The organism is Streptomyces wedmorensis (assembly GCF_000716445.1).
Classification (GTDB): Bacteria; Actinomycetota; Actinomycetes; order Streptomycetales; family Streptomycetaceae; genus Streptomyces; species Streptomyces wedmorensis.
Genome location: NZ_JNWK01000004.1, coordinates 132,501 through 154,846, shown reverse-complemented (window position 1 = coordinate 154,846; position 22,346 = coordinate 132,501). Strand labels below are relative to the sequence as shown.

At 72.4% G+C, this 22,346-nt stretch carries 22 protein-coding genes; 11 read left to right on the top strand and 11 right to left on the bottom strand.

The features are described from left to right. Nucleotides 1–4 precede the first annotated feature (4 nt). Nucleotides 5–529: an Lrp/AsnC family transcriptional regulator gene (locus tag OO54_RS04235; RefSeq protein WP_033201488.1), complete on the top strand. Its 525-nt coding sequence runs from the start codon at nucleotides 5–7 to the stop codon at nucleotides 527–529. 221 nt (nucleotides 530–750) lie between these two features. Here OO54_RS04235 and OO54_RS04230 read toward each other — a convergent pair whose 3' ends face one another. Together OO54_RS04230 and OO54_RS04225 are read right to left on the bottom strand one after the other, a co-directional pair. Next, complete coding sequence (locus OO54_RS04230; RefSeq protein ID WP_017240342.1) at nucleotides 751–1,344, bottom strand: TetR/AcrR family transcriptional regulator; 594 nt, start codon at nucleotides 1,342–1,344, stop codon at nucleotides 751–753. After that, nucleotides 1,341–2,942 carry a 3-hydroxyacyl-CoA dehydrogenase gene (locus tag OO54_RS04225; protein WP_267888950.1) on the bottom strand — a complete coding sequence of 534 codons (1,602 nt, stop codon included), beginning with the start codon at nucleotides 2,940–2,942 and terminating at the stop codon, nucleotides 1,341–1,343. The genes OO54_RS04230 and OO54_RS04225 overlap by 4 nt, the downstream gene beginning before the upstream one ends. Before the next feature lie 125 nt (nucleotides 2,943–3,067). Between OO54_RS04225 and paaN the strand changes: the two genes are divergently transcribed. Beyond that, complete coding sequence (paaN, locus tag OO54_RS04220; protein WP_033201487.1) at nucleotides 3,068–4,765, top strand: phenylacetic acid degradation protein PaaN; 1,698 nt, start codon at nucleotides 3,068–3,070, stop codon at nucleotides 4,763–4,765. 100 nt (nucleotides 4,766–4,865) lie between these two features. Here the strand turns inward: paaN and OO54_RS04215 are convergent, their stop codons facing one another. From OO54_RS04215 to OO54_RS04205, 3 genes are all read right to left on the bottom strand, one after another. Further along, nucleotides 4,866–5,561 (bottom strand): TrmH family RNA methyltransferase, encoded by a 696-nt coding sequence (locus tag OO54_RS04215; protein WP_033201486.1) that lies wholly within the window; start codon nucleotides 5,559–5,561, stop codon nucleotides 4,866–4,868. Then, nucleotides 5,558–6,835, bottom strand: a complete 1,278-nt coding sequence (locus OO54_RS04210) for an HTTM domain-containing protein (protein ID WP_051786693.1) — start codon at nucleotides 6,833–6,835, stop codon at nucleotides 5,558–5,560. The genes OO54_RS04215 and OO54_RS04210 overlap by 4 nt, the downstream gene beginning before the upstream one ends. Nucleotides 6,836–6,912: 77 nt before the next feature. Beyond that, a complete protein-coding gene (locus tag OO54_RS04205) occupies nucleotides 6,913–7,674 on the bottom strand; it encodes a DUF5819 family protein (RefSeq protein WP_051786692.1) in 762 nt (253 codons plus the stop codon). Between the two features lie 112 nt (nucleotides 7,675–7,786). On the opposite strand from OO54_RS04205, the gene paaA reads away from it, so the two are divergent. The 6 genes from paaA to OO54_RS04175 all read left to right on the top strand — a co-directional run bounded on the left by paaA (nucleotide 7,787) and on the right by OO54_RS04175 (nucleotide 12,868). Next, a complete protein-coding gene (gene paaA / locus OO54_RS04200) occupies nucleotides 7,787–8,803 on the top strand; it encodes a 1,2-phenylacetyl-CoA epoxidase subunit PaaA (protein WP_033201485.1) in 1,017 nt (338 codons plus the stop codon). After that, nucleotides 8,800–9,087 (top strand): 1,2-phenylacetyl-CoA epoxidase subunit PaaB, encoded by a 288-nt coding sequence (gene paaB, locus OO54_RS04195; RefSeq protein ID WP_017240349.1) that lies wholly within the window; start codon nucleotides 8,800–8,802, stop codon nucleotides 9,085–9,087. Before paaA ends, paaB begins: the two co-directional genes overlap by 4 nt. Next, nucleotides 9,084–9,821 (top strand): 1,2-phenylacetyl-CoA epoxidase subunit PaaC, encoded by a 738-nt coding sequence (gene paaC / locus OO54_RS04190; protein WP_017240350.1) that lies wholly within the window; start codon nucleotides 9,084–9,086, stop codon nucleotides 9,819–9,821. The genes paaB and paaC overlap by 4 nt, the downstream gene beginning before the upstream one ends. Then, entirely contained in the window at nucleotides 9,815–10,312 is a 498-nt protein-coding gene (paaD, locus tag OO54_RS04185; protein ID WP_017240351.1) for a 1,2-phenylacetyl-CoA epoxidase subunit PaaD, read from the top strand. The genes paaC and paaD overlap by 7 nt, the downstream gene beginning before the upstream one ends. Beyond that, nucleotides 10,313–11,401, top strand: coding sequence for a 2Fe-2S iron-sulfur cluster-binding protein (locus tag OO54_RS04180; RefSeq protein WP_033201484.1), 1,089 nt, complete (start codon nucleotides 10,313–10,315; stop codon nucleotides 11,399–11,401). Between the two features lie 333 nt (nucleotides 11,402–11,734). Next, a complete protein-coding gene (locus OO54_RS04175; protein WP_033201483.1) occupies nucleotides 11,735–12,868 on the top strand; it encodes an acyl-CoA dehydrogenase family protein in 1,134 nt (377 codons plus the stop codon). Nucleotides 12,869–12,920: 52 nt separating this feature from the next. On the opposite strand, the gene OO54_RS04170 is transcribed toward OO54_RS04175, so the two are convergent. From OO54_RS04170 to OO54_RS04155, 4 genes are all read right to left on the bottom strand, one after another. Continuing rightward, entirely contained in the window at nucleotides 12,921–13,265 is a 345-nt protein-coding gene (locus tag OO54_RS04170; RefSeq protein ID WP_017240355.1) for a rhodanese-like domain-containing protein, read from the bottom strand. 56 nt (nucleotides 13,266–13,321) lie between these two features. Then, nucleotides 13,322–14,140 (bottom strand): hypothetical protein, encoded by an 819-nt coding sequence (locus OO54_RS04165; RefSeq protein WP_017240356.1) that lies wholly within the window; start codon nucleotides 14,138–14,140, stop codon nucleotides 13,322–13,324. Nucleotides 14,141–14,186: 46 nt separating this feature from the next. Next, nucleotides 14,187–15,659, bottom strand: a complete 1,473-nt coding sequence (locus OO54_RS04160) for a DUF2252 domain-containing protein (RefSeq protein WP_106969976.1) — start codon at nucleotides 15,657–15,659, stop codon at nucleotides 14,187–14,189. Nucleotides 15,660–15,778: 119 nt separating this feature from the next. Continuing rightward, nucleotides 15,779–16,825 carry an ABC-2 transporter permease gene (locus tag OO54_RS04155; protein ID WP_033201482.1) on the bottom strand — a complete coding sequence of 349 codons (1,047 nt, stop codon included), beginning with the start codon at nucleotides 16,823–16,825 and terminating at the stop codon, nucleotides 15,779–15,781. A gap of 170 nt (nucleotides 16,826–16,995) precedes the next feature. Between OO54_RS04155 and OO54_RS04150 the strand changes: the two genes are divergently transcribed. Continuing rightward, entirely contained in the window at nucleotides 16,996–17,460 is a 465-nt protein-coding gene (locus OO54_RS04150; protein ID WP_033201557.1) for a MarR family winged helix-turn-helix transcriptional regulator, read from the top strand. Nucleotides 17,461–17,522: 62 nt separating this feature from the next. Here OO54_RS04150 and OO54_RS04145 read toward each other — a convergent pair whose 3' ends face one another. Together OO54_RS04145 and OO54_RS04140 are read right to left on the bottom strand one after the other, a co-directional pair. Further along, the gene (locus tag OO54_RS04145; RefSeq protein ID WP_017240360.1) at nucleotides 17,523–18,182 is read right to left on the bottom strand and encodes a response regulator; all 660 of its coding nucleotides are present in this window, start codon (nucleotides 18,180–18,182) and stop codon (nucleotides 17,523–17,525) included. 38 nt (nucleotides 18,183–18,220) lie between these two features. Further along, nucleotides 18,221–19,996, bottom strand: coding sequence for a sensor histidine kinase (locus OO54_RS04140; protein ID WP_078905037.1), 1,776 nt, complete (start codon nucleotides 19,994–19,996; stop codon nucleotides 18,221–18,223). 357 nt (nucleotides 19,997–20,353) lie between these two features. On the opposite strand from OO54_RS04140, the gene OO54_RS04135 reads away from it, so the two are divergent. Next, nucleotides 20,354–20,836: a hypothetical protein gene (locus OO54_RS04135; protein WP_063738246.1), complete on the top strand. Its 483-nt coding sequence runs from the start codon at nucleotides 20,354–20,356 to the stop codon at nucleotides 20,834–20,836. Continuing rightward, nucleotides 20,815–21,900: a hypothetical protein gene (locus tag OO54_RS04130; RefSeq protein ID WP_167348119.1), complete on the top strand. Its 1,086-nt coding sequence runs from the start codon at nucleotides 20,815–20,817 to the stop codon at nucleotides 21,898–21,900. Before OO54_RS04135 ends, OO54_RS04130 begins: the two co-directional genes overlap by 22 nt. Nucleotides 21,901–22,346 lie beyond the last annotated feature (446 nt).

Below are 22,346 nucleotides of genomic sequence, written 5' to 3'. Positions count from 1 at the left end.
ACAAATGGCCGAGGACTGGGAGCGGGTCGTCGCACCGGCGCCCGCACCACTGATCCCAGGGGTCCCGGCACGCCCTCTCGATGCCATCGACCGCGACATCCTGCGCATCCTGCAGACGGACGGTCGCGCCTCGATCCGCTCCGTGGCCGAGCGGGTGCACGTCTCCCGGGCCAACGCGTACGCGCGGATCAACCGGCTCATCGACGACGGGGTGATCCGCGGCTTCAGCGCCCGCGTCAACCACGAGCGGGCGGGCCACGGCGCCTCCGCCTACATCACGCTCAAGATCGTCCAGAATTCCTGGCGGACCGTGCGCGAACAGCTCCAGGCACTGCCCGGCGCCGCGCACATCGCCCTGGTCAGCGGTGATTTCGACGTCCTGCTGCTCGTCCACACGCCCGACAACAGGACCCTGCGCGAGCTGGTGCTCACCAAGCTCCAGTCCATCCCCGAGGTCCTCTCCACTCGGACCCTCCTGGTCTTCGAGGAGACCGACCTCGACCCGGACCACCGCGACCCGACCCGCTGAGCCGTCCGGGGGACGAGGGGCCCCAGGACGGTCCCACGGGCAGGCGGCGGCCAGGCCGGGGCCGCGGGGCGTCCGCCCGGCGGCCCAGCGGGTCGCACAGCGGCCCAGCAGGTCGTACAGCGGCCCAGCCGGGGTCGTACGACGGTCAGCGCGGGCCGGCCGTACGGCGGGCGTACGACGGTCAGCGGCCCGTACGGCGGCTCAGCGGGTGGTACGACGGCTCAGCGGGTCGTCCGCAGGCCGTCGAAGGCCAGGTGCACGACGGTCTCGGCGAGCTGCTCGCGCTCCTCCACGGCGTCGGGATGCGGCCGGTACCACTCCACCAGCGAGTTGATCATGCCGAAGAGGAGCCGGGTCGCGAGCCGGATGTCCACGTCCGCCCGCAGGTCGCCCTCGGCCGCGGCCGCCTTCAGGAGCTCGGCCACCCGGTGGTCGAACTCGCGGCGCCGCTCCATCGCCCACCGCTCGGTCGCGGTGTTGCCCCGCACCCGCAGCAGCAGCGTCACGTACGGCAGCTCCGCCATCAGCACCTCGACGGTCCGGCGCGTGACGTGCTCGACCCGCTCCACGGCCCGGCCGCGCGCGGCGCCCGGCTCGTCGAGGATCGCGAAGAGGCCGTCCAGCGCCCGGCTGACCGCCCGCCGCAGCAACTCCTCCTTGCCGGACACGTGGTGGTAGATCGACGACTTGGAGATGCCCGCCGCCTTGGACAGGTGCTCCATGGAGGTGCCGTCGTAGCCGCGCTCGTTGAAGACCCGTACCGCGACCGAGAGCAGCGTCTCGGGGGTGTACGTGTCGCGCTTCGCAGTGGTCATCGGGAGTCCTCCGCGTCCTCGGCGTAGCTCCGGCGCATGAGGGCGACGCTCGGCGCGTACCGTCCCGTCGGGTACCGCTCGTGCAGCCCGCGCAGGAGGCCCGCCGTACGCCGGTATCCGACCTTGGCGGCCCACTCCAGCGGGCCCACCGGGTAGTTGACCCCGAGCCGCATCGCCGTGTCGACGTCCTCGGCGGTGGCCACCCCGCGGCCGACCGCGTCCGCCGCGACGTCGACCAGCATCGCGACCGTACGGGCGACGATCATGCCGGCCACGTCGCCGATCACGGACACCTGCTTGCCGAGGGCCTGGAAGAGCCCCACGGCTTCGGCGAGGGTCTCGGGTGCCGTCCCCTCCCTGGTGGAGAGCACGATCCGGCTCGCGCGCGCGTAGTCGAGCGCGAGGTCGAAGTAGACGATCTCCTCCTCGTGGTACTCGTAGGAGGACTCCCCGTCCGCGAGGTTGAGCTCACCGCCTCCCGGCAGCTTGATGAACCCGCCGTCCCCCTTCTTGCGCCGGACCTCGATCCCGGCCTCCTCGAAGAGCGCGACCAGCGGTTCGGCGGGCCCCAGGTCCCCCCTGACGATGATCTTCGCCGGCGCCGGGGCCGGCGGCGCCGTGTGCGGCTCGGGCCGCTCGGCGCCGTCCGCGTACGAGTACCAGCCGTGCCCCGACTTGCGGCCCAGCCGGCCGGACTCGACGAGCCGGCGCTGCGCGAGCGAGGGGGTGAACTTGGGGTCCTGGTGGAAGGACTCCCAGACGGAGCGGGTGACGGCCTCGTTCACGTCCTGGCCGATGAGATCGGTCAGCTCGAACGGGCCCATGCGGAAGCCGCCGCACTCGCGCAGGGCCGCGTCGATCGTGGCCGGGTCCGCCGCGCCCTCCTCGAAGACCCGCAGCGCCTCGGCGTAGAAGGGGCGGGCGACCCGGTTCACGATGAAGCCGGGGGTGTCCGCGCAGCGCACCGGCGTCTTTCCCCAGCCCTTCACCGTCTCGTACGCGCGCGTGGCGACGTCCGCGTCGGTGGCGAAGCCGCTGACGACCTCGACGAGCGGGAGCAGCGGCGCCGGGTTGAAGAAGTGGAGGCCGACGAACCGGCCGGGCAGCCGCAGCCCTCCCGCGATGGCGGTGACGGACAGCGAGGAGGTGTTCGTGGCGAGGACCGTGTCGTCGCCGACGACCTTCTCCAGGTCGGCGAAGAGCTGCTGCTTGACGTCCAGCCGCTCGACGACGGCCTCGACGACGAGCGCCGCGTCCGCGAGCTCGTCGAGCTCCGCCGCCGCGTGCAGCCGTCCGACGGCCGCCTCGCGCGCGCCCGCGTCCAGGCGCCCCTTCTCGACGAGCCGGTCGAGGCGGGCGGTGAGCGCGGCCACGGCCTCCCCGGCCCGGCCGGGGGCGCTGTCGTAGAGGCGCACGGGGTGGCCGGCGACCAGCGCGACCTGGGCGATCCCCTGTCCCATGGTGCCCGTGCCGACGACGGCGACGGTGCGGTCCCGCGCCACGGCCCCGACTGCTCCTCCGGCCCCTGCGGTCTCCACTGCGGCGGTCTCACTGGCGGTCACGTCGTCGCTCCCCCTGACGGTCACGTTGGCGCTCATAGGAGTGATCCTCCCCGATGGGTTTTCCACAGGATCGACGGACCCCCTTGTCCCGACCGATCGTTCGGTTACTCTAACTCCGTACGCGTCTCCCTGCCCAGCTCGACGAGGAGTTGGTCCATCCCATGGCCATCGCTCAGCTGACCACCGACCGTCTGGCCGAGAAGCACCGGTCCACGCTCGACCAGGCCCTCGACACCATTCGCAGCCGCGCCTACTGGTCGCCGTACCCCGAGCACCCGAAGGCGTACGGCGCGGACGGCTCGCTCGACGCCGCGGCGGGCCTCGCCGCCCACCAGGCCGTGCTGAACACCCGCTTCGAGCTCGACCAGCCCGGCACGGACGGCTGGACCGGCGGCGAGACCTCGCCGTACGGCCCGTCCCTCGGCATCGAGTACCCGCACGCCGACATCGACGTCCTGCTCCCCGCGATGCGCGCCGGCACGGCCGCCTGGCGGGACGCCGGGGCCGAGACCCGCGCCCTGGTCTGCCTGGAGATCCTCGCCCGGATCTCCGCCCGCACCCACGAGTTCGCCCACGCCGTCATGCACACCAGCGGCCAGGCGTTCATGATGGCGTTCCAGGCCGGCGGCCCGCACGCCCAGGACCGCGGCCTGGAGGCCGTGGCGTACGCGTACGCGGAGCAGACCCGCACCCCCGCCGGCCGGGCCGGCTGGTCCAAGCCCCAGGGCAAGCGCGACCCCCTGGAGCTGAGCAAGGAGTTCACCCCGGTCGGCCGCGGCGTCGCCCTGATGATCGGCTGCAACACCTTCCCCACGTGGAACGGCTACCCGGGCCTGTTCGCCTCGCTCGCCACCGGCAACCCGGTCCTGGTCAAGCCGCACCCGCGCGCGGTCCTGCCGCTCGCGCTCACCGTCCGTGTCGCCCGCGAGGTGCTCGCCGAGGCCGGCTTCGACCCGAACCTGGTCGCGCTCGCCGTCGAGCGCCCGGGCGAGGGCATCGCCAAGACCCTGGCCGTCCGCCCCGAGGTCCGGATCATCGACTACACCGGCTCGACCGAGTTCGGCGACTGGCTGGAGGCGAACGCCCGCCAGGCCCAGGTCTACACCGAGAAGGCCGGCGTCAACACGGTCGTGGTCGACTCCACCGACGACTACAAGGGGATGCTCTCCAACCTGGCCTTCTCCCTGTCCCTGTACAGCGGCCAGATGTGCACCACCCCGCAGAACCTGCTGATCCCCCGCGAGGGCATCACCACCGACCAGGGCCCCAAGTCGTACGACGAGGTCGTCGGCGACCTCGCGGCGGCGGTCGGCGGCCTGCTCGGCGACGACGCCCGGGCGAACGGTCTGCTGGGCGCCCTGGTCAACCCGGACGTGAAGGCGCGCCTGGAGGCCGCCGCCGGTCTCGGCGAGGTGGCGCTCGCCTCGCGCGAGGTGGTCAACCCGGAGTACCCGGACGCCGTGGTCCGCACCCCGGTCATCGTGAAGCTGGACGGCTCCAAGCCCGACGCGGAGGCCGCGTACTTCTCCGAGTGCTTCGGTCCGGTCTCCTTCGCCGTCTCGGTGGACTCCACCGCCGACGCCCTGGAGCTGCTCCGCCGCACGGTCCGCGAGAAGGGCGCCATGACCGTCGGCGCCTACACGACATCGGCGGACACCGAGCGCGCGGTGGAGGAGGTCTGCCTCGAGGAGTCGGCGCAGCTGTCGCTGAACCTGACGGGCGGGGTGTACGTGAACCAGACGGCCGCGTTCTCCGACTTCCACGGCTCCGGCGGCAACCCGGCGGCGAACGCGGCGCTGTGCGACGGCGCCTTCGTCTCCAACCGCTTCCGGGTGGTGGAGGTCCGCCGCCAGGCCTGACCTCCGGCGGCGCGGAGGCCCTCCCGGGGCCTCCGGCCGCAGGGAGGCCTCCACAGGGCCTCCGGCGGTGTGGGGGCCCCACGGGGCCTCCGCACGGCTGTCAGGGCGTCTCGATCTCCGCGTACCGCTGCACCCAGGAGTGCATGGCGATGGCGGCGGCCGCCCCTGCGTTGATCGACCTGGTCGAGCCGAACTGGGCGATCGAGCAGACCATCTCCACGTGCGCGCGGGCCTCCTCGGTGAGGCCCGGCCCCTCCTGTCCGAAGAGCAGCACGCAGCGGCGGGGCAGCACGGTCCGCTCCAGCGGGACGGCGCCCGGCAGGTTGTCGATCCCGATGACGGGCAGGCCCTCGGCCGCCGCCCACGAGGTCAGCGACTCGGTGTCCGGGTGGTGCCGGACGTGCTGGTAGCGGTCGGTGACCATGGCCCCGCGCCGGTTCCAGCGGCGCCGGCCCACGATGTGGACCTCCTTCGCCAGGAACGCGTTGGCGGTCCGCACCACCGACCCGATGTTGAAGTCGTGGCCCCAGTTCTCCACCGCCACGTGGAAGTCGTGGCGCCGGGTGTCGAGATCGGCGACCACCGCCTCCCGCGTCCAGTACCGGTAGCGGTCCACGACATTGCGCCGGTCGCCGTCGGCGAGCAGCTCGGGGTCGTACCGCTCGTCCTCGGGCCACGGGCGCGGGTGCGGACCGACGCCGATCTCGGGGCCGAACCCCTCGTCGTACTGGACCGGCTCGGCGGACCCGTCCCCCACGGCCTGCTCGGTTCGGGGCTTCTCTTCGGTGGTGCTCACCCGACGAGGGTACGGGGACCGTGCTCCTCACCCGTACGGCGTTGCTCGGGCAGCGGCTCGGGGGACGCCTTCACGGGCGTCCGCTTCAGCACCCGGTCGCCGACCCGTGCCACCCGGGCGCCGAGCGCCACCAGGAAGGCCGTGGGCAGGAAGACGGCGTCGGCGGAGATCATCGCGAGCGAGAAGACCGGCAGGCCGAGGAGCACCGCGATGCCGGCGTGCTCCAGCATCATCGCGACCAGCAGGACGTTCTTGACCTTGCGGTTGAAGAGCGTGAACGGGAACGCGACCTGGACGATCACCGTGCCGTAGGTCAGCAGCATCACCATGACCCCGCTGGCGCCGAGCAGCTCGGAGACGGCGGGCCAGGGCGAGAAGTAGTCGAGGTGGAGCGGGTAGAACAGCGCGGTGCCGTCCTGCCAGCGCGAGCCCTGGATCTTGTACCAGCCGGCCGTGGCGTAGATCAGGCAGACCTCCACCATGATCACGGCGAGGACGCCGTTGTGCGCGAGGTGGGCGAGGGAGTCGAGCAGGGTGCGCGGCTCGCCGGGGGCGTACCGGCACACCACCCACCAGAGCGCGTTCCCGAGCCACAGCACCCACAGCAGCACCAGCAGCCACCACTCGCCGGTGACGTCGCTGAACCAGGTGGCGGCGAGGAGGAAGCCGCCGAGCACCGTCCACAGCAGCGGGCCGACCAGGTCGCGGCGCACGGGCTCGCCCACCCGGGCCGCGCGGGCCTCGCGGGCCGCCCGGCGGGCGTCGAGCGACCAGACCCGGCCGCAGCGGGTCAGCACGAGGTAGATCGCCATGAGGTGCATGACGTTGTCGCCGCCGTCGCCGACGAAGACGGAGCGATTCTGCAGCGAGAGCACCCCGACCATGAAGACCACGGACACGGCCCGGGTGCGCCAGCCCACCAGGAGCAGCGCGGCGGAGAGCAGCGCGAGCCCGTAGACCAGCTCGAACCAGAGCCGGCTGTCCGACCACATGAGCGCGGTGAAGGCGTGGTTGTCGATCAGCAGCCGCCGGGCCATCTCCCAGGACCACGGGCCGTCGGGGCCGTACAGCTCGTGCCGGTGCGGCAGCTCGCGCAGCAGGTAGAGCAGCCAGGTCAGCGAGAAGCCGATCCGCACGATCGCGGTCTGGTACGGCCCGAGGGAACGGCCCGTGACGGCCTGGACGGCGCGGGCGAGCCGCCGGTCGATCGGTTCCCCCGTACGCGCGCGCGTGGCGGCGGGTCGCCCCGCCGGCGCGCTCGACGACCCGCTCATCGCCCCACTCGTCCGTTCGTTCCCCGCTGTGCTCGTCGCGCTTGTCGACTCGTTCCCCGCTGCGCTCGTCGGCTCGTTCATCGGCCCGCCTCCGTGCGGCTTCGGTCGGCTCCGGGCCGGTCGGCGTCGGTGACCTTCCACCACGGGAGGTCACGGTGGGACGGGGTGGTCTTGTGCTTCTCGGTGCTCCAGCCGGGAGCGGGCACCGGGCGGGTCACGGTGCGCAGCTGGATGCGCCGCACGTCCGAGCCGTGCAGCGACGGCATGGCGTCGAGGCGGAGCACCGCGATCCGGCGTATGTACTGCTCCGAGAGGCGGCCGCGCAGCCCGTTGGCGCGGTTGTCGTCGGCGTGCGAGTTCCGGTAGAAGTCCACGGCCCGGCGGAGCTCGTTCTGCTGCGAGTGGCTGGGGATCGGGTTGTAGCGGATCGCCGTGATGTCCTGGGCGGTCAGGTCGATCCAGTCGGTGGTGCGGATCTCCCCGCCCTCCCCGGCGATCTCGGCGCGCACCTCCACGGAGAGGTTCTGCTGGAGCGGGTTGGGGGCGAAGAGCTTCCAGTTCTGTTCGAACTCGGGGTAGATCCAGTCGTCGACGGCCTCGCCGTGCCGCTTGGTCAGCGTGTTGGACGGCGCCACGTGCAGGAACACCATCGACAGGTGGAGGCAGCCGAGCACCAGGGCGACGGCGAACGCCACGGCGACCACGACCTGGTACGGCAGCGACAACCCCGTGATCCCGGTGCCCGAGCCGGTGCCGGCGGCGTCCAAGGGTTCCGCTTCGCCGGGGCCGGGCCGGTCGTCGTTCACCCCGACCGGGTCCTTTTCCACGTACGCGTCCATCCCGCTCCGACCCCCAACGGCCCACCTCGGTCATTCACAGGGTTGACACCATACGGGCCGCCGACTCACCATTGAAGTCATTCAACCGAACGATCGGTCGGTAGGGGGTCCGATGACCGCAGTGACGGCAGGGACAGCAGAGAGCACGGGCGCGCCCGGTGGCTCGGACGCGGCCGTGGCGGCGGAGCAGGCCGCCTACGAGGCCGTGTTCGACGCCGCTGTCGCCGCCGACGAGCGGATCGAGCCGCGCGACTGGATGCCCGAGGCGTACCGCGCCTCGCTCGTCCGGCAGATCGCGCAGCACGCCCACTCCGAGATCATCGGCATGCAGCCGGAGGCCAACTGGATCACCCGCGCGCCCTCGCTGCGGCGCAAGGCGATCCTCATGGCCAAGGTCCAGGACGAGGCCGGACACGGCCTGTACCTGTACAGCGCGGCGGAGACCCTCGGCACCAGCCGCGACGAGCTGCTCGACAAGCTCCACTCCGGCCGCCAGAAGTACTCCTCGATCTTCAACTACCCCACGCTGACCTGGGCCGACGTCGGCGCCATCGGCTGGCTGGTGGACGGCGCCGCGATCACCAACCAGGTCCCCCTGTGCCGCTGCTCCTACGGGCCGTACGCCCGCGCGATGGTCCGCGTCTGCAAGGAGGAGTCCTTCCACCAGCGGCAGGGGTACGAGGCCCTGCTCGCCCTCTCCCGCGGCACCGAGGCGCAGCACGCCATGGCGCAGGACGCGGTGGACCGCTGGTGGTGGCCCTCGCTGATGATGTTCGGCCCCCCGGACGCCGAGTCGACCCACACCGCCCAGGCGATGGCGTGGAAGATCAAGCGCCACTCCAACGACGAGCTGCGCCAGCGCTTCGTCGACATCGCCGTGCCCCAGGCGGAGGCCCTCGGACTCACCCTCCCGGACCCCGACCTCCGGTGGAACGAGGAGCGCGGGCACTACGACTTCGGGCCGATCGACTGGACCGAGTTCTGGGACGTCCTCAAGGGGAACGGCCCGTGCAACGACCAGCGGCTCAGCAAGCGGCGCCAGGCCCACGAGGACGGCGCCTGGGTCAGGGAGGCGGCCGCGGCCTACGCGGAGAAGCACACCGGCACGCACGGAGAGGCACAGGCATGACGAGCGACGGTTGGCCGCTGTGGGAGGTGTTCGTGCGCTCCCGCCGCGGACTGTCCCACACCCACGCGGGCAGTCTCCACGCGCCCGACGCGGAGATGGCCCTGCGCAACGCCCGCGACCTGTACACCCGCAGGAGCGAGGGCGTGTCGATCTGGGTCGTCCCCTCCACGGCGATCACCGCCTCCTCGCCGGACGAGAAGGACCCCTTCTTCGAGCCGGCCGCGGACAAGCCCTACCGCCACCCGACCTTCTACGAGATCCCGGAGGGGGTGAAGCACCTGTGAGCACCCCGACCACGCACGAGGCCGCCGCGTTCGCCGGCGCCGCCCTCGCCCTCGGCGACGACGCCCTCGTCCTCTCCCAGCGCCTGGGGGAGTGGGCCGGCGCCGCCCCCGTCCTGGAGGAGGAGGTCGCCCTGGCGAACATCGCCCTCGACCTCCTCGGCCAGGCCCGCGTCCTGCTCTCGCTCGCCGGCGACGAGGACGAACTCGCCTTCCTCCGCGAGGAGCGCTCCTTCCGGAACGTCCAGCTGGTCGAACAGCCCAACGGCGACTTCGCCCACACCATCGCCCGGCAGCTGTACTTCTCCACCTACCAGCGGCTCCTCTACGGACAGCTGGCCGCCGGCGACGGCCCCTTCTCCGGCCTCGCCGCGAAGGCCGTCAAGGAGGTCGCCTACCACCAGGACCACGCCGAGCACTGGACCCTGCGCCTCGGCGACGGCACCGCCGAGAGCCACGACCGGATGCAGCGCGCCTGCGACGCCCTGTGGCGGTACACCGGCGAGCTGTTCCAGCCCGTCGACGGCCTCGACCTGGATCACGAGGCCCTGGAGAGCGCCTGGCTCGCCTCGGTCACCGACGTCCTCGGCCGGGCCACGATCACCCTGCCCTCCGGACCCCGCACCGGCGCCTGGGCCGCGGGCGCCGGCCGGCAGGGTCTGCACACCGAGTCCTTCGGGCGGATGCTCGCCGAGATGCAGCACCTGCACCGCAGCCACCCGGGCGCGACATGGTGACCATGACGGCCCTGGAGGAGGAACTGAGCCGGATCGCCGGCGCCGTTCCCGACCCCGAGCTGCCCGTCCTCACCCTGGAGGAGCTCGGCGTCATGCGGGGCGTCCAGGTCACCGGCCCCGGCCGCGTCCAGGTCTCCCTCACCCCGACGTACACGGGCTGCCCCGCGATCGAGGCCATGTCCTCCGACATCGAGCACGCGCTCCACGAGCACGGCGTGCCGGAGGTCTCCGTCGTCACGGTCCTCGCCCCCGCGTGGTCCACCGACGACATCAGCGAGGAAGGCCGGCGCAAGCTCGCCGAGTTCGGCATCGCCCCGCCCCGCCCCCAGGGCCCGGCGGACGGCCCCGTACCGCTGACCCTCGCGATCCGCTGCCCGAACTGCGGCTCCACCGAGACCGAGCTGCTCAGCCGCTTCTCGTCCACGGCCTGCAAGGCACTGCGCCGCTGCACCGCCTGCCGCGAACCGTTCGACCACTTCAAGGAGTTGTAGATGGCGTCCTCAGGCTCCGCGCGGGCCGGATTCCAGCCGCTCCGGGTGAGCGAGGTCGAGCGGCTCACGGACGACTCCGTGGCCGTCACCTTCGCCGTCCCGCCCGAGCTCCACGACACGTACCGTCACCTCCCCGGCCAGCACCTCGCCCTGCGGCGCACCGGCGAGCAGGGCGAGGAGATCCGGCGCACGTACTCGATCTGCGCCCCCGCCGCCCCGGCCGGCGAACCCCCCGTCCTGCGCGTCGGCATCCGGCTCGTCGACGGCGGCTCGTTCTCGACGTTCGCGCTCAAGGAGCTGGCCGTCGGCGACGTCGTCGAGGTCATGGAGCCCATGGGCCGCTTCACGCTCGCCCCGCGCCCCGGCCACTTCGCGGCCGTCGTCGGCGGCAGCGGCATCACCCCGGTCCTCTCGATGGCCGCCACCGTGCTCGCCCGGGAGCCGGAGGCCAGGTTCTGCCTGATCCGGAGCGACCGCACCGCATCGTCCACGATGTTCCTGGACGAGGTCGCCGACCTCAAGGACCGCTACCCCGACCGCTTCCAGCTGGTCACCGTCCTCTCCCGCGAGGAGCAGCAGGCGGGTCTGCCGTCCGGCCGCCTCGACCGCGAGCGGCTGACCGAACTGCTGCCGGCGCTGCTGTCAGTCGGCGAGATCGACGGCTGGTTCCTCTGCGGCCCGTTCGGGCTCGTCCAGGGTGCCGAACAGGCCCTGCGCGGCCTCGGCGTGGACCGCGGCCGGATCCACCAGGAGATCTTCCACGTCGACGACGGCTCCGCTCCCGCCCCGGCCCCGGCGGCCGACACCCCGGCGCACGCCACCCTCACCGCGACCCTCCACGGCCGCTCCGGCACCTGGCCGGTCGAGCGGGGTGAGACGCTGCTCGACACCGTGCTCCGCGCCCGAGCCGACGCCCCGTACGCCTGCAAGGGCGGGGTGTGCGGCACCTGCCGCGCCTTCGTCGTCGGCGGAGAGGTCCGGATGGACCGCAACTTCGCCCTGGAGCCGGAGGAGACCGAAGCGGGGTACGTGCTGGCCTGCCAGTCCCATCCCGCCACCTCCGACGTGGAGTTGGACTTCGACCGCTGACCCCGACCGCCGACAGCCGGCCCTGAAGCCGACCGCCGACCCCGCCGACCGCCCGAGCCGTCGGCGAGGTCGGCTTCCGCCGCGGGGTTCCACCGCCGGGTTGCGCCGCCGGGTTGCATCGTCGGGTCCCGCCGTCGGGTTCCCCGTCAGGTTCCGCCGCCGACTTCGATGGCCGACTTCGATGGCCGACTCCGGTGGCCGACTCCGGCGAGCGACTCCGGTGGCCGACGAAGTGCCGGCCTCGCCATTCCCTTCGCCTAGAACCTGTTCTATCTTGACGGTCCGTCAGGAGCGCTCGAACAGCAGCGGACGCGGCAACGGGAGGGCACGGCAGTGGACTTCACCTTCACCGACGAGCAGCAGGCGGCCGCCGAGGCGGCCAAGGCGGTCTTCTCAGGCGTCGCGCCCGACGCGGTGCCCAGCCCCGCCCTCACACCGGGCGCCGTGTCCGACGACTTCGACCGACCGCTCTGGTCCCGCCTCGCCGCCGCCGATCTGCTCGGCCTCGTGCTGGCCCCCGAGCACGGCGGCGCCGGCCTCGACGCCGTCGCGCTCTGCCTGGTGCTCCGCGAGGCCGCCCGCGTCCTCGCCCGCGTCCCGCTCCTGGAGACCAGCGCCGTCGCCATGACCGTCGAGCGGTACGCCGACTCGGAGACGGCCGCCGCCCTGCTCCCCCGCGTCGGCCGCGGCGAACTCGTGCTCACCGCCGCCTCCCACGGGCGCACCGGCCACGACGCGGCCGACCTGGCCGTCATCGCCCGCCGCGACGGCACAGACTGGGTCCTCGACGGTCTCCAGACCGCGGTCCCCTGGGCGCACGTGTCCGACCTCGTCGCCATCCCCGCCCGCACCCCCGACGGCCGCACGGTCCTCGCCCTGCCGTCCCGGTCCCACGAAGGCCTCGGCCTCACCGAGCAGTACTCCACGAACGGCGAACTCCTCGCCGAGCTGCGGCTCGACGGCGTCCGCCTCGGCAGCGCCGACGTCATCGACGCCGACGGCGCCTGGGAACACCTGCGCGCGCTCCTCACCACCGGCACCTGCGCGCTCGCCCTCGGCCTCGGCGAGGCCGTCCTCACCATGACCAGCCAGTACACCGGCAAGCGCGAGCAGTTCGGCCACCCCGTGGCCACCTTCCAGGCCGTCGCCGTCCAGACCGCCGACCGCTACATCGACCTGCGCGCCATGGAGGCCACCCTCTGGCAGGCCGCCTGGCGCGTCTCCACCGGGGCCGGCGGGGCGCTGCCCGCCGCCGGGGACGTCGCCGTAGCGAAGATCTGGGCGTCCGAAGGCGTACGACGCGTGGTGCAGACCGCCCAGCACCTGCACGGGGGCTTCGGCGCCGACACCGACTACCCCCTGCACCGCTACCACGCGTGGGCCAAGCACCTCGAACTCTCGCTCGGCCCCGCCGCCGCCCACGAGGAGGCACTGGGCGACCTCCTGGCCGCCCATCCCCTCGGCTAGGGGGTGTCCGGCCCTGAACCGGCGGACACTCCCTGGACTCCTGTCCGCCGGGTCAGCGGACGAATGCGGGACTGCCGTCCTCGGACACCATCGGGCGCCCGACACCGGCCCAGTCGATCATGCCGCCGTCGACGTTCACCGCGTCGATGCCCTGCTGCACCAGGTACTGGGTGACCTGCGCAGACCGGCCGCCGACGCGGCACATCACAAAGGCTCGACCGCGCTCGGCGACGGCCTCCGTCACCTCACCGAAGCGGGCGACGAAGTCGCTCATCGGGACGTGCAGCGCGCCCTCGACGTGGCCGGCCTCCCACTCGTCGTCCTCCCTGACGTCCAGCACCAGGGCATCGGCCGGTACGGAAGCCGCGTCCACCGAGGGCAGCGGGGAGAAATTCATGGGAACGGCCTTCTCTCGTCAGTATTGCCCGAACGAACTCGAGCGCACGGAAAAACCTACTCCACCAGCCCCGCCAGCTGGGCCTCCCGCTCGGAAACCTGCGCGAGCAGCTGCTCGGCGATCTCCTCGAGGAGCCGGTCCGGATCGTCCGGCGCCATCCGCAGCATCGCGCCGATCGCGCTGTCCTCCAGCTCCCGCGCCAGGGCCGACAGCATGTCCTTGCGCTCGGCCAGCCACTCCAGGCGCGCGTACAGCTCCTCGCTCTCGCTGAGCCGCTCCTCGGCCGGCACCGGTCCGGCCTCCCACTCGGCCGAGAGCTCGCGGAGCAGCGCCTCGTCACCACGGGCGTAAGCGGCGTTCACACGGGTGATGAACTCCTCGCGCCGCTTCCGCTCCTCCTCCTCGCGGGCCAGGTCGGGGTGGGCCTTGCGGGCCAGCTCGCGGTAGAGCCGGCGCGCCTCCTCACCGGGCCGGACCCGCTTCGGCGACTGCACCGGACGGTCGGTGAGCATCGCGGCGGCCTCGGGGGAGAGGCCGTCGGAGTCGATCCAGTCGTGGAAGAGCTCCTCCACCCCCGGCATCGGCATGACCGCGGCCCGTGCCTCCTGGGCCAGCCGCAGGTCCTCGGGATCCCCGCTGCGCGCCGCACGGGCCTCGGCGATCCGGGCGTCGAGCTCGTCGAGCCGCGCGTACATCGGACCGAGCCGCTGGTGGTGCAGGCGCGAGAAGTTCTCCACCTCGACCCGGAAGGTCTCCACCGCGATCTCGAACTCGATCAGCGCCTGCTCGGCCACCCGCACGGCCTGCTCGAGACGCGCCTCGGGCCGCTCGTCCCCGGGCCCCTCGTTCACACCCTGGTCCACGCTCACGTCCACGCCCGCCCAGTCCTCGTTCCGCCTCGACCCGTCCAGCCTACGGTCCTCACACGCCCGGTTCCGCCACGGTGCGGCCCGTGCGGATGGCGGTGAGGAGGTCGGCGTGGTCTGCCTCGGTGCGGTCCGCGTAGCCGACCGCGAAGGACGCGACGGCCTCGTCCAGCTCCTCGTTCTTCCCGCAGTAGCCGGATATCAGGCGCGGGTCGGCGCTGTGGGCGTGGGCGCGGGCGAGCAGGGCGCCGGTCATCCGGCCGTAGTCGTCGAGCTCGTCGGCGGTGAGGGCGGCGGGGTCGACGCTGCCCTTGCGGTTGCGGAACTGGCGCACCTGGAAGGGGCGCCCGTCGACCGTGGTCCAGCCGAGCAGATGGTCGCTCACGACCTGCATCCGCTTCTGTCCGAGGACCACCCGTCGCCCTTCGTGACCGGCGTCGGGCACGGTGAAGCCGGCGGCGGGCAGATGGGGGAGCAGCGCGGACGGCCTGGCCTCCTTGACCTGGAGCACCAGCGGCTCGCCCCGGTGGTCGAGGAGCAGGACGACGTAGGACCGGGTGCCGACGCTGCCGGTGCCGACGACCCGGAAGGCGACGTCGTGGACGGCGTACCGCGCGAGGAGCGGCAGTCGGTCCTCGGACACCGTCTCCAGGTACGCGCCGAGGGCGAGGGCGACCTCGGCCGCTTCGGCGTCGGGGACCCTGCGCAGCACCGGGGGAGCGTCGACGAACCGGCGGCCGCCGCCCTCGGCGTCCGCCACGGCCTCGGTCGAGCGGGCGGCGAAGCGGGCGCTGGTGTTGTTGCGGGCCTTGGCGGAGACCCGCTCCAGGGTGCCTATGAGGTCGCGGGCGTCGGTGTGGGAGACGAGTTCCTCGTCCGCGATCGCGTTCCAGGCGTCGTGGGCGGGGAGCCGGGCGAGCAGGCGCATGGTGCGCCGGTAGGCGCCGACGGTGTCGAAGGCGGCGGCCCGGCACGTGTCCTCGTCGGCGCCGACCTCGCGTCCGGCGAGGACGAGGGAGGTGGCGAGGCGCTTGAGGTCCCATTCCCAGGGGCCGACGACGGTCTCGTCGAAGTCGTTGAGGTCCATGACGAGCCGGCCGCGGGCGTCGCCGTAGAGGCCGAAGTTGGCGGCGTGCGCGTCGCCGCATATCTGGGCGGCGATGCCGGTGACGGGTGTCCCGACGAGGTCGTGGGCCATGAGTCCGGCGGAGCCGCGGAGGAAGGCGAAGGGGCTCGCCGCCATCCTGCCGACGCGCAGCGGCGCGAGCTCGGGGACGCGGCCCCGGTTGGACTCCTCGACGGCGCGGACGGCGTCGGGGCGGTCGGACGCGAGGGCGGGCCGGTCGTGCGACGAGCGCGGGACCGGCTCGCGCAGTCGCCTGCCCTGCTCCTTGGGGGAGGTCCCGGAGCCGGTGCCCGTGCCGGCGGAGGCGCGGCGCGCGAACCCCGGCACGTGCGGGACCCTGTCGCCCTCCGTCTCCGTGTCCGTACCGCGCTGTCCTGGCACGACGGCCCTGCTCTCGTCCATGGGACGCCCTCCCCCGATGCGATGTTCCAACATCATCCGGCCCCGACCGTACCGCCGCGTCCGATCGGCGTCTCCCCCTGTGGACGACGCCCTGTGGACAACCTCCCGCGGGGGGACGGTCAGACCGCGACCGCCTCCTCCACCTCCTCCTCCGCCTCGGCCGGGGTCGCCGCCCGGACGCACGGCCCGTCCACGGTCTTCCGGCGGGCCTCGGTGACGCCGGCGGCGGCGACGAGGGCGGCTCCGGCGAGCAGCCAGAGGGAGAGGGTGAGGACGTGCCCGCCGAGCGCGTGCCCGTCGAAGTAGACGTGGCCGCGGACGCCCTCCACGAAGCCGGCACCGTTCCAGAAGGCGTGCAGCGCGCCGAAGAAGCCGGGCTGGAGCTCGGGCCGGTAGATGCCGCCGGAGCTCGTGAAGTTGAGCATCACGAACAGCACCATGACGCCGAGGGTGGTCCAGCGGCGCAGGAAGGTGTGGAGGCCGACGCCGACGAGCAGGATGCCCGCCGCGTACAGCCAGGACAGCGCCCACACCCCGCCGAGTCCCTGGTCGACGAGGTGGAAGACGGGCCCGGCGAACAGGGTGCCGACGAGGCTGACGACGAGGGACGTGCCGGCGGCGAGGAGGACCCTGATCCGCATCGGCAGGACGGCGCCGGCTCCGCCGATGACGGCGACCGAGGCGTACGCGCCGATGCTGAGGGCGACGAGCAGGAAGAAGACGCCCTGTCCGGTGGGGTCGCCGGAGGCGACGGGGGCGACGTCGGTGACCTGGAGCGGGGCGCCCTGGCCGGCCGCGACCTTGGTGAACACCTTCTCCACGGCCATGGCGCTGGTGTCGGAGGAGGCCGAGGCGACGAGCAGTTCGGGCTTCCCGCCCGGGATGTACGCGCCGAAGCTGTGCTGCTCGCGCAGGGCGGTGACGGCCGTCTCCCGGTCGGCGACGGTACGGACGTCGAGGGCGCCCGCGCCCTTGTCCTGGAGGGTCTGGGCGAGGACCTGGGCGGTGGGGCCCGAGCCGACGACGTCGACGCGCAGGTCGTGCGGTGCGGGGGCGTGGAAGGCGCCGAGGTAGGCGAGTCCCATTCCGACGCACATCAGCAGGGGAGTGAGCAGATGTCCGAGGACATGCCGCAACGCACCGGTGGTGTTCGGTCCTGCGGACACGAGGCCTCCATCGTTGGCTTTTACAACTAAGTATCCGTTGTACTATACAACCGAAGGCGCGGGATGGGCGAACAGCGCCCTGACCACGGCAAAGGGAGCGCACCATGACCGGCACACAGCCCGCACGCGAGGCGCCCATGACCGGCACACAGCCCGCACGCGAGGCGCCCATGACCGGCACACAGCCCCCGCGCGAGGCGTCCGTGGACGTCATCCAGCGCGAACTGACGGCCTTCGCCCGCCGGGCCCGCGCCGCGGCGGCCCGGGTCCACCCCGAGCTCCCGCTCGTCTCCTACACGCTCCTCGCCCACATCGAGGAACAGCGCGGCTGCCGGGCCACCGACCTCGCGGCCCACTACCTGCTGGACAAGTCGACGGTCAGCCGCCAGGTCGCCGGCCTGGAGAAACTCGGCCTGGTCGAGCGCCGCCCCGCCCCCGACGACCACCGCGTCCACGTCCTGCACCCGACCGAGGCGGGCTCCAGGATCCTCGCCACGGCCCAGACCAACCGCCTCGCCGCCTACCAGGAGCGCCTCAAGGACTGGTCCGCCGAGGACCTCGCCCACTTCGCCGCGTACCTGCTCCGCTACAACGCCGCCGGCACCAGCGGCCTCCCCGAGGGCCCCCCGCGCTGACGGACCCCCTCCCACCCGTCACCGGGCCCACGCCCGGCAGGCCGGCACGGGCGGGCCCGCCGCTACAGCCCGGCGTCCCGCGCCAGCAGCGCCGCCTGCACGCGGTTCTCGCAGTCCAGCTTGGCCAGGATGCGGCTCACGTACGTCTTCACCGTGGCCTCGCTCATGTGCAGCCGCTTTCCCGCGTCCGCGTTGGACAGCCCCTCGCCGAGCAGCGCCAGCACATCGCGCTCCTTCTCGCTCAGCGCCGCCACCCGCACCCGCGCCTGCTCGGACCGGGCGGCCTCCCGGCCCGTGGCGAGCCGCTCCACGACGTGCCGGGTCGCCGCCGGAGACAGGTAGGCGTCCCCCGCCGCGGCCGCCCGCACCGCTCCGATCAGCTCGGCCGGCGCCGTGTCCTTGAGCAGGAATCCGGCTCCCCCGTGCTCCAGTGCCCGCAGCACGTTCTCCCGCTCCCCGAAGGTCGTCAGGACGATGACCCGGGCCGCCGGCGCCGCGCGGCGCAGCTCCGGCATCGCCGAGAGACCGTCGAGCACCGGCATCTGGATGTCGAGCAGCACCACGTCGGCGGCGTGCGCCCGCGCCGCCTCGATCGCCTCGCGGCCGTTGGCGGCCTCCCCGACGACCTCGATCTCCGGGTCCGAGATGAGGATCATCCGGATCCCGGCCCTGATCAGAGGCTCGTCGTCGGCGATCACGACCCTGATGGGCTGCCCTGCCACAGCTACTCCCCCACGGCTCCGGTACGGGCCGCCCAGCGCTACCGCTGCTTGACCTCGTACGACTTCTTCTCGATCAGCTTGCCGTCCTTGAAGCAGAACCGGAAAACGGGCTCCGTGCCGAAGGTCTCGCCCAGCTCCGAGGACATCAGCACCAGGCAGTCGGCACCCGCCGGCCTCGCGGGTCCCTCCTTGTTCAGGCCGACGGTGGCTATCGTCTCGCCCGAGGGCAACTGCTCCCGTACCTCCTTCTCGGGCATCCCGACCTCCACCGCGTCGTACTCCATGGGATCGATCATCCCGTCCTCGACGGAACCCACCAGGAAGTAGAGGCCGAAGCCCGCCGCGACCACGAGCAGGACGAGCGCGGCGAACGCTATCCCGCACCCCAGCGCGATCGCACCGCCCGTGCCGCTGCGCCTTCCCCCGCGTACCGCCATCGCCAACTCCCGCTCCGTGAAAGTCCAGTCGGCCGGTCCGACCGCGACCGGACGACCATCACCGACGAGCGGCCTGGTGGTCTGCTGCCGGAAGTCGTCGGCCTCGTCGACCAAAGGCGCTGCCTCCGCGACCGGCGCCGCCCCGTACGGCAGCATCCCCGCCACCCGGAACCCGCCGCCGTCGGCCGGACCCGCGTGGCACATGCCGCCCACCAGCCGGGCCCTCTCCGCGAGTCCGGCCAGCCCCTGGCCGCCGCTCACCACGTCCTCGGCGGGCCCGCCCGACGGCTGCGCGTTGAGGATCTCCACGACGAACGTGTCCGGCTCGTAGCGCAGTTCGACGCCGATCGACGCCCCCGGCGCGTACTTGTAGGCGTTGGTGAGGGCCTCCTGGACGATCCGGTACGCGGCATGGTCGGCGGCCGGCGCCAGTGACCGCTCCTCCCCGAGCCGTCGCAGCCCGACCGCGGTGCCGGCGGCCCGCGCCGACTCGACGAGCCCCTCGATCCCGGCGATGCCCCGCGCCGCCCGGCCCGTCTCGTCCCCGGCCAGAGCGGGAGCCGCCGCACCGTCCGAAGCCCCGACGCCGTCGCGGAGTATCCCGACGACCTCCCGCAGTTCGTGCATCGCGGTCACCGACGCGTTCCGCAGGACGCCGACCACCTCGCGCTGCCGATCGCCCAGCTCGCGGTCGACCTCGAGGGCGCCCGTGTGCACGGCGATCAGCGCCAGTTGGTGCCCGAGGCTGTCGTGCATGTCCTGCGCGATCCGCTGCCGCTCCCGCAGCCGGGCCTGCCAGGCCACCATGGTGCGCTCGCGCAGCAGTTGGGCGTTGCGCTCCTGGAGCGCGTGGAGCAGGGTCCGCCGCTGGGTCCAGTAGCGGTGGGCGAGTCCGGGGGCCAGCGTGGTGCCCAGGTAGTAGAGCGTCGCGATGAAGGCGACGACGAGCATCTGCTGCCGGTCCCAGGACTCCAGGAGCGTGGCTCCGACGTTCAGGACGAAGGCGGCGATGTACGCGGTCAACGCGTGCCCCGCACCCACGATGTACCGGCCGGACGACCAGCCGACGACCAGCAGCAGCGGCCCGAGACCGGGCACGAAGGGCGTGAGCCCGGCGGCCAGGACGAGCGTGCTCGACGGGAGTCTTCGGCGTACCAGCGAGAGCACTGCGGCACCGGCGGCGACCGCGGCCAGTCGCCATCCCTCACCGCCCAGGATGTCCTCGGTCCCGGCGGCGAGCAGCGCCACGACCACGGCGAGCGCCACCTCCCCGGTGGTCCTGCGCCCCGACCACTGCCCCGGCACCAGGAACCAGGCCCACCAGTCGGCGACCCGGGCCCCGATCACGCCCGCGCCCCGACTCCCCGACTTCGCCATCTCGTCCACGCTCGCACCCTAGGCAGCGCCCCCCGGCCCTGGCGCCTCTCTTTCGTCGCCCCCGCCGACGACCAAAGTCGCACCCCGGACCCGCGGCCCCAGGCACCCGGCCCCAGGCACCCGGCACCCGGTCAGCCCGACACCCGGTCAGCCAGCCCCCGGCCCGAGCCCACCCCCGGTCAGCCAGCCCCCGGCCCGAGCCCACCCCCGGTCAGCCAGCCAACCACGATCACACTCCGCCATCACATGATTTTTTCCGGTCATCTCCCACCCCCCGACTTGACTTGTTTCTTCCTGGCGATCGATGCATACGGAATCAAAGATTGACCCCCGAAGCGGGCCCCGGGAGAGGGGCAAATGACTATCGATGGGGGAATTTTGCTCAAGTTCAGAAAGCGGTCCGCCGCCGCTGTCATAGGACTCGCCTGTGCGTCGGCACTCCTGTCGAGCCCCGCCCAGGCCAATGACTACAACGTCTCTCCCAATCAGTGCTACGACGCCTATTACTTCAAGTTCCAGCTGTTCTACAACTCGGACTTCAAGGGCTCGTGGATAAAGTTCGGGTACAGCGAGGAGAACTTCGGAGCCTATGACGGCACTCCCGGCTACCTGATCTACAACTTCTGCCCGAATCGCGGCGCGGGCAGCGATACACAGGTGAAGAACAACGCCGCATCGGCACACAACCACAAGGACTACGGCCTTGCGTGCGTCGCCCGCGTCCACTTCAACAGCTTCCAGAAGGGAGTCTGGGACGACATCCCCGCGGACCACTACAAGAACCTGGTGAACACGTACAACGAGAACGCTTCGTTCGAATGGAGGGGTACGCAGTGCTGAGCGACAAGGAAACGGTCGAGAGGTCGCCGTCCGTGCGCAGGAACCGGGCCTTCAAGCCGACCGTCGCCGCGCTGGCCGTCGTGGCCCTCAGCGGCGCCGTCGTAGCCGGCGTCGACTCCTTCGACGAGCAGGAGATCGCACAGGCGAACGTGGCCTCGGTTCCGGCGGCGGAGCTGTGGCGGACGCCGTCGGTCGCCCCGCAGGCCGATGACCCGTCCACCTGGACGCTGCCGATCCGCGCGTACCAGGTGAACGGCAACGAGGTGAACCGCACGCTCCTGTCCGCCGCCCAGGCCAAGAAGGCGGCGGCCTGCCTGGACCGCTTCGGCGTCGCGGCACCGTTCACCGCCCCGCAGTCCTGGGCCGAGGCGGCGCCCACCGCGCACGCCGGGCCCAAGAACGGCATGGACGTCCGGTACGGGGACCACGACCTCGCGAAGGTGTCGGCCTACGGCTACGGCTGGCCCGACGAGGCGCAGGCGGGCGCCCGGAGCGCCCGGTCCGTCGTCGCCGACGCGGAGCTGAGCCCGGAGGTCGAGCTGGCCCTCTACGGCCCCGGCGGCCGCACCGGGAAGGTGGCGGCCCGCACGGCCGCGGCCCCCACCGTGAACGGCAAGGCGGTGCCCGCCGCCGGCTGCGCCGGAGAGACCGATCAGGCGCTCGTCGGGCGCACCCGTACGCCCGGTGTCCTGGACACCACCGAGGACGCGATCACCAAGCTGGAGCGCCGTTCCTGGGACAACATGCTCACGGACCCGCGGACCCTCGCGGTATTCGGGAAGTGGTCGTCCTGCATGAAGTCCAGGGGATTCGATTACAAGGACCCCTGGGCGGCCAACGACGACCCCCGCTGGATCGCCAGCGGCGGAAAGTCCGCCGAGGCGATCGCGACGGCCAAGGCCGACGTCACGTGCCGGAATTCCTTCGGGGTCTCGGAAACCATGCACAAGGTCGAAACCGATTGGCAGCAGCGCCTCCTGAAGGAGAACCCGAAGGTGGCCGCCGAGGCGAAGGGGTACACCCAGCGCGTCATGGCACAGGTCGACGCGACGCTGGGTCGCTGAGACCCGTCGTTCCCCGATCCCCGAATGTGCGATGCGGCCCACCGGCGGCATCGCACATTCGCGCATTCCGGGCATAGGCGACCCAGCGCCCCAGTCCCTGCGTGGGCAGCCAAAACAGACTAAGCATGCCGTTATATCCGAGGTGACATACTACAGTCCGTGACACTGGGTAGTCATCGAGCCAGGCATCCGAGAGATCACGCCACCACGCCTCGTCGGGGCGCCCCCCTCACCCCCACCGGGAGCGCCACCGATGACTCGACGACTCCCGTCGGCGATAGCACACCCCTTCAAACCGAACAGGCATACATAGATGCCGAGTTCAGGGCCCCGTCGATATTCGGATGCGAGAATTCCGCCGCCCGCCGAACGCCGTCGACTCCGCCAGGCCGAACACGAGGCAAACAGCTACCCTCCGTACGCGGAACATTAGCGAGGATGGTTCC

What these genes read in the sequence shown, in the direction of transcription:
- OO54_RS04235 (WP_033201488.1), top strand. Translation starts at nt 5, where the DNA reads ATGGCCGAGGACTGGGAGCGGGTCGTCGCACCGGCGCCCGCACCACTG.
- OO54_RS04230 (WP_017240342.1), bottom strand. Translation starts at nt 1,344, where the DNA reads ATGACCACTGCGAAGCGCGACACGTACACCCCCGAGACGCTGCTCTCG.
- OO54_RS04225 (WP_267888950.1), bottom strand. Translation starts at nt 2,942, where the DNA reads ATGAGCGCCAACGTGACCGTCAGGGGGAGCGACGACGTGACCGCCAGT.
- paaN (WP_033201487.1), top strand. Translation starts at nt 3,068, where the DNA reads ATGGCCATCGCTCAGCTGACCACCGACCGTCTGGCCGAGAAGCACCGG.
- OO54_RS04210 (WP_051786693.1), bottom strand. Translation starts at nt 6,835, where the DNA reads ATGAGCGGGTCGTCGAGCGCGCCGGCGGGGCGACCCGCCGCCACGCGC.
- OO54_RS04205 (WP_051786692.1), bottom strand. Translation starts at nt 7,674, where the DNA reads ATGGACGCGTACGTGGAAAAGGACCCGGTCGGGGTGAACGACGACCGG.
- paaA (WP_033201485.1), top strand. Translation starts at nt 7,787, where the DNA reads ATGACCGCAGTGACGGCAGGGACAGCAGAGAGCACGGGCGCGCCCGGT.
- paaB (WP_017240349.1), top strand. Translation starts at nt 8,800, where the DNA reads ATGACGAGCGACGGTTGGCCGCTGTGGGAGGTGTTCGTGCGCTCCCGC.
- paaD (WP_017240351.1), top strand. Translation starts at nt 9,815, where the DNA reads ATGGTGACCATGACGGCCCTGGAGGAGGAACTGAGCCGGATCGCCGGC.
- OO54_RS04180 (WP_033201484.1), top strand. Translation starts at nt 10,313, where the DNA reads ATGGCGTCCTCAGGCTCCGCGCGGGCCGGATTCCAGCCGCTCCGGGTG.
- OO54_RS04170 (WP_017240355.1), bottom strand. Translation starts at nt 13,265, where the DNA reads ATGAATTTCTCCCCGCTGCCCTCGGTGGACGCGGCTTCCGTACCGGCC.
- OO54_RS04160 (WP_106969976.1), bottom strand. Translation starts at nt 15,659, where the DNA reads ATGGACGAGAGCAGGGCCGTCGTGCCAGGACAGCGCGGTACGGACACG.
- OO54_RS04150 (WP_033201557.1), top strand. Translation starts at nt 16,996, where the DNA reads ATGACCGGCACACAGCCCCCGCGCGAGGCGTCCGTGGACGTCATCCAG.
- OO54_RS04140 (WP_078905037.1), bottom strand. Translation starts at nt 19,996, where the DNA reads ATGGCGAAGTCGGGGAGTCGGGGCGCGGGCGTGATCGGGGCCCGGGTC.
- OO54_RS04135 (WP_063738246.1), top strand. Translation starts at nt 20,354, where the DNA reads ATGACTATCGATGGGGGAATTTTGCTCAAGTTCAGAAAGCGGTCCGCC.
- OO54_RS04130 (WP_167348119.1), top strand. Translation starts at nt 20,815, where the DNA reads ATGGAGGGGTACGCAGTGCTGAGCGACAAGGAAACGGTCGAGAGGTCG.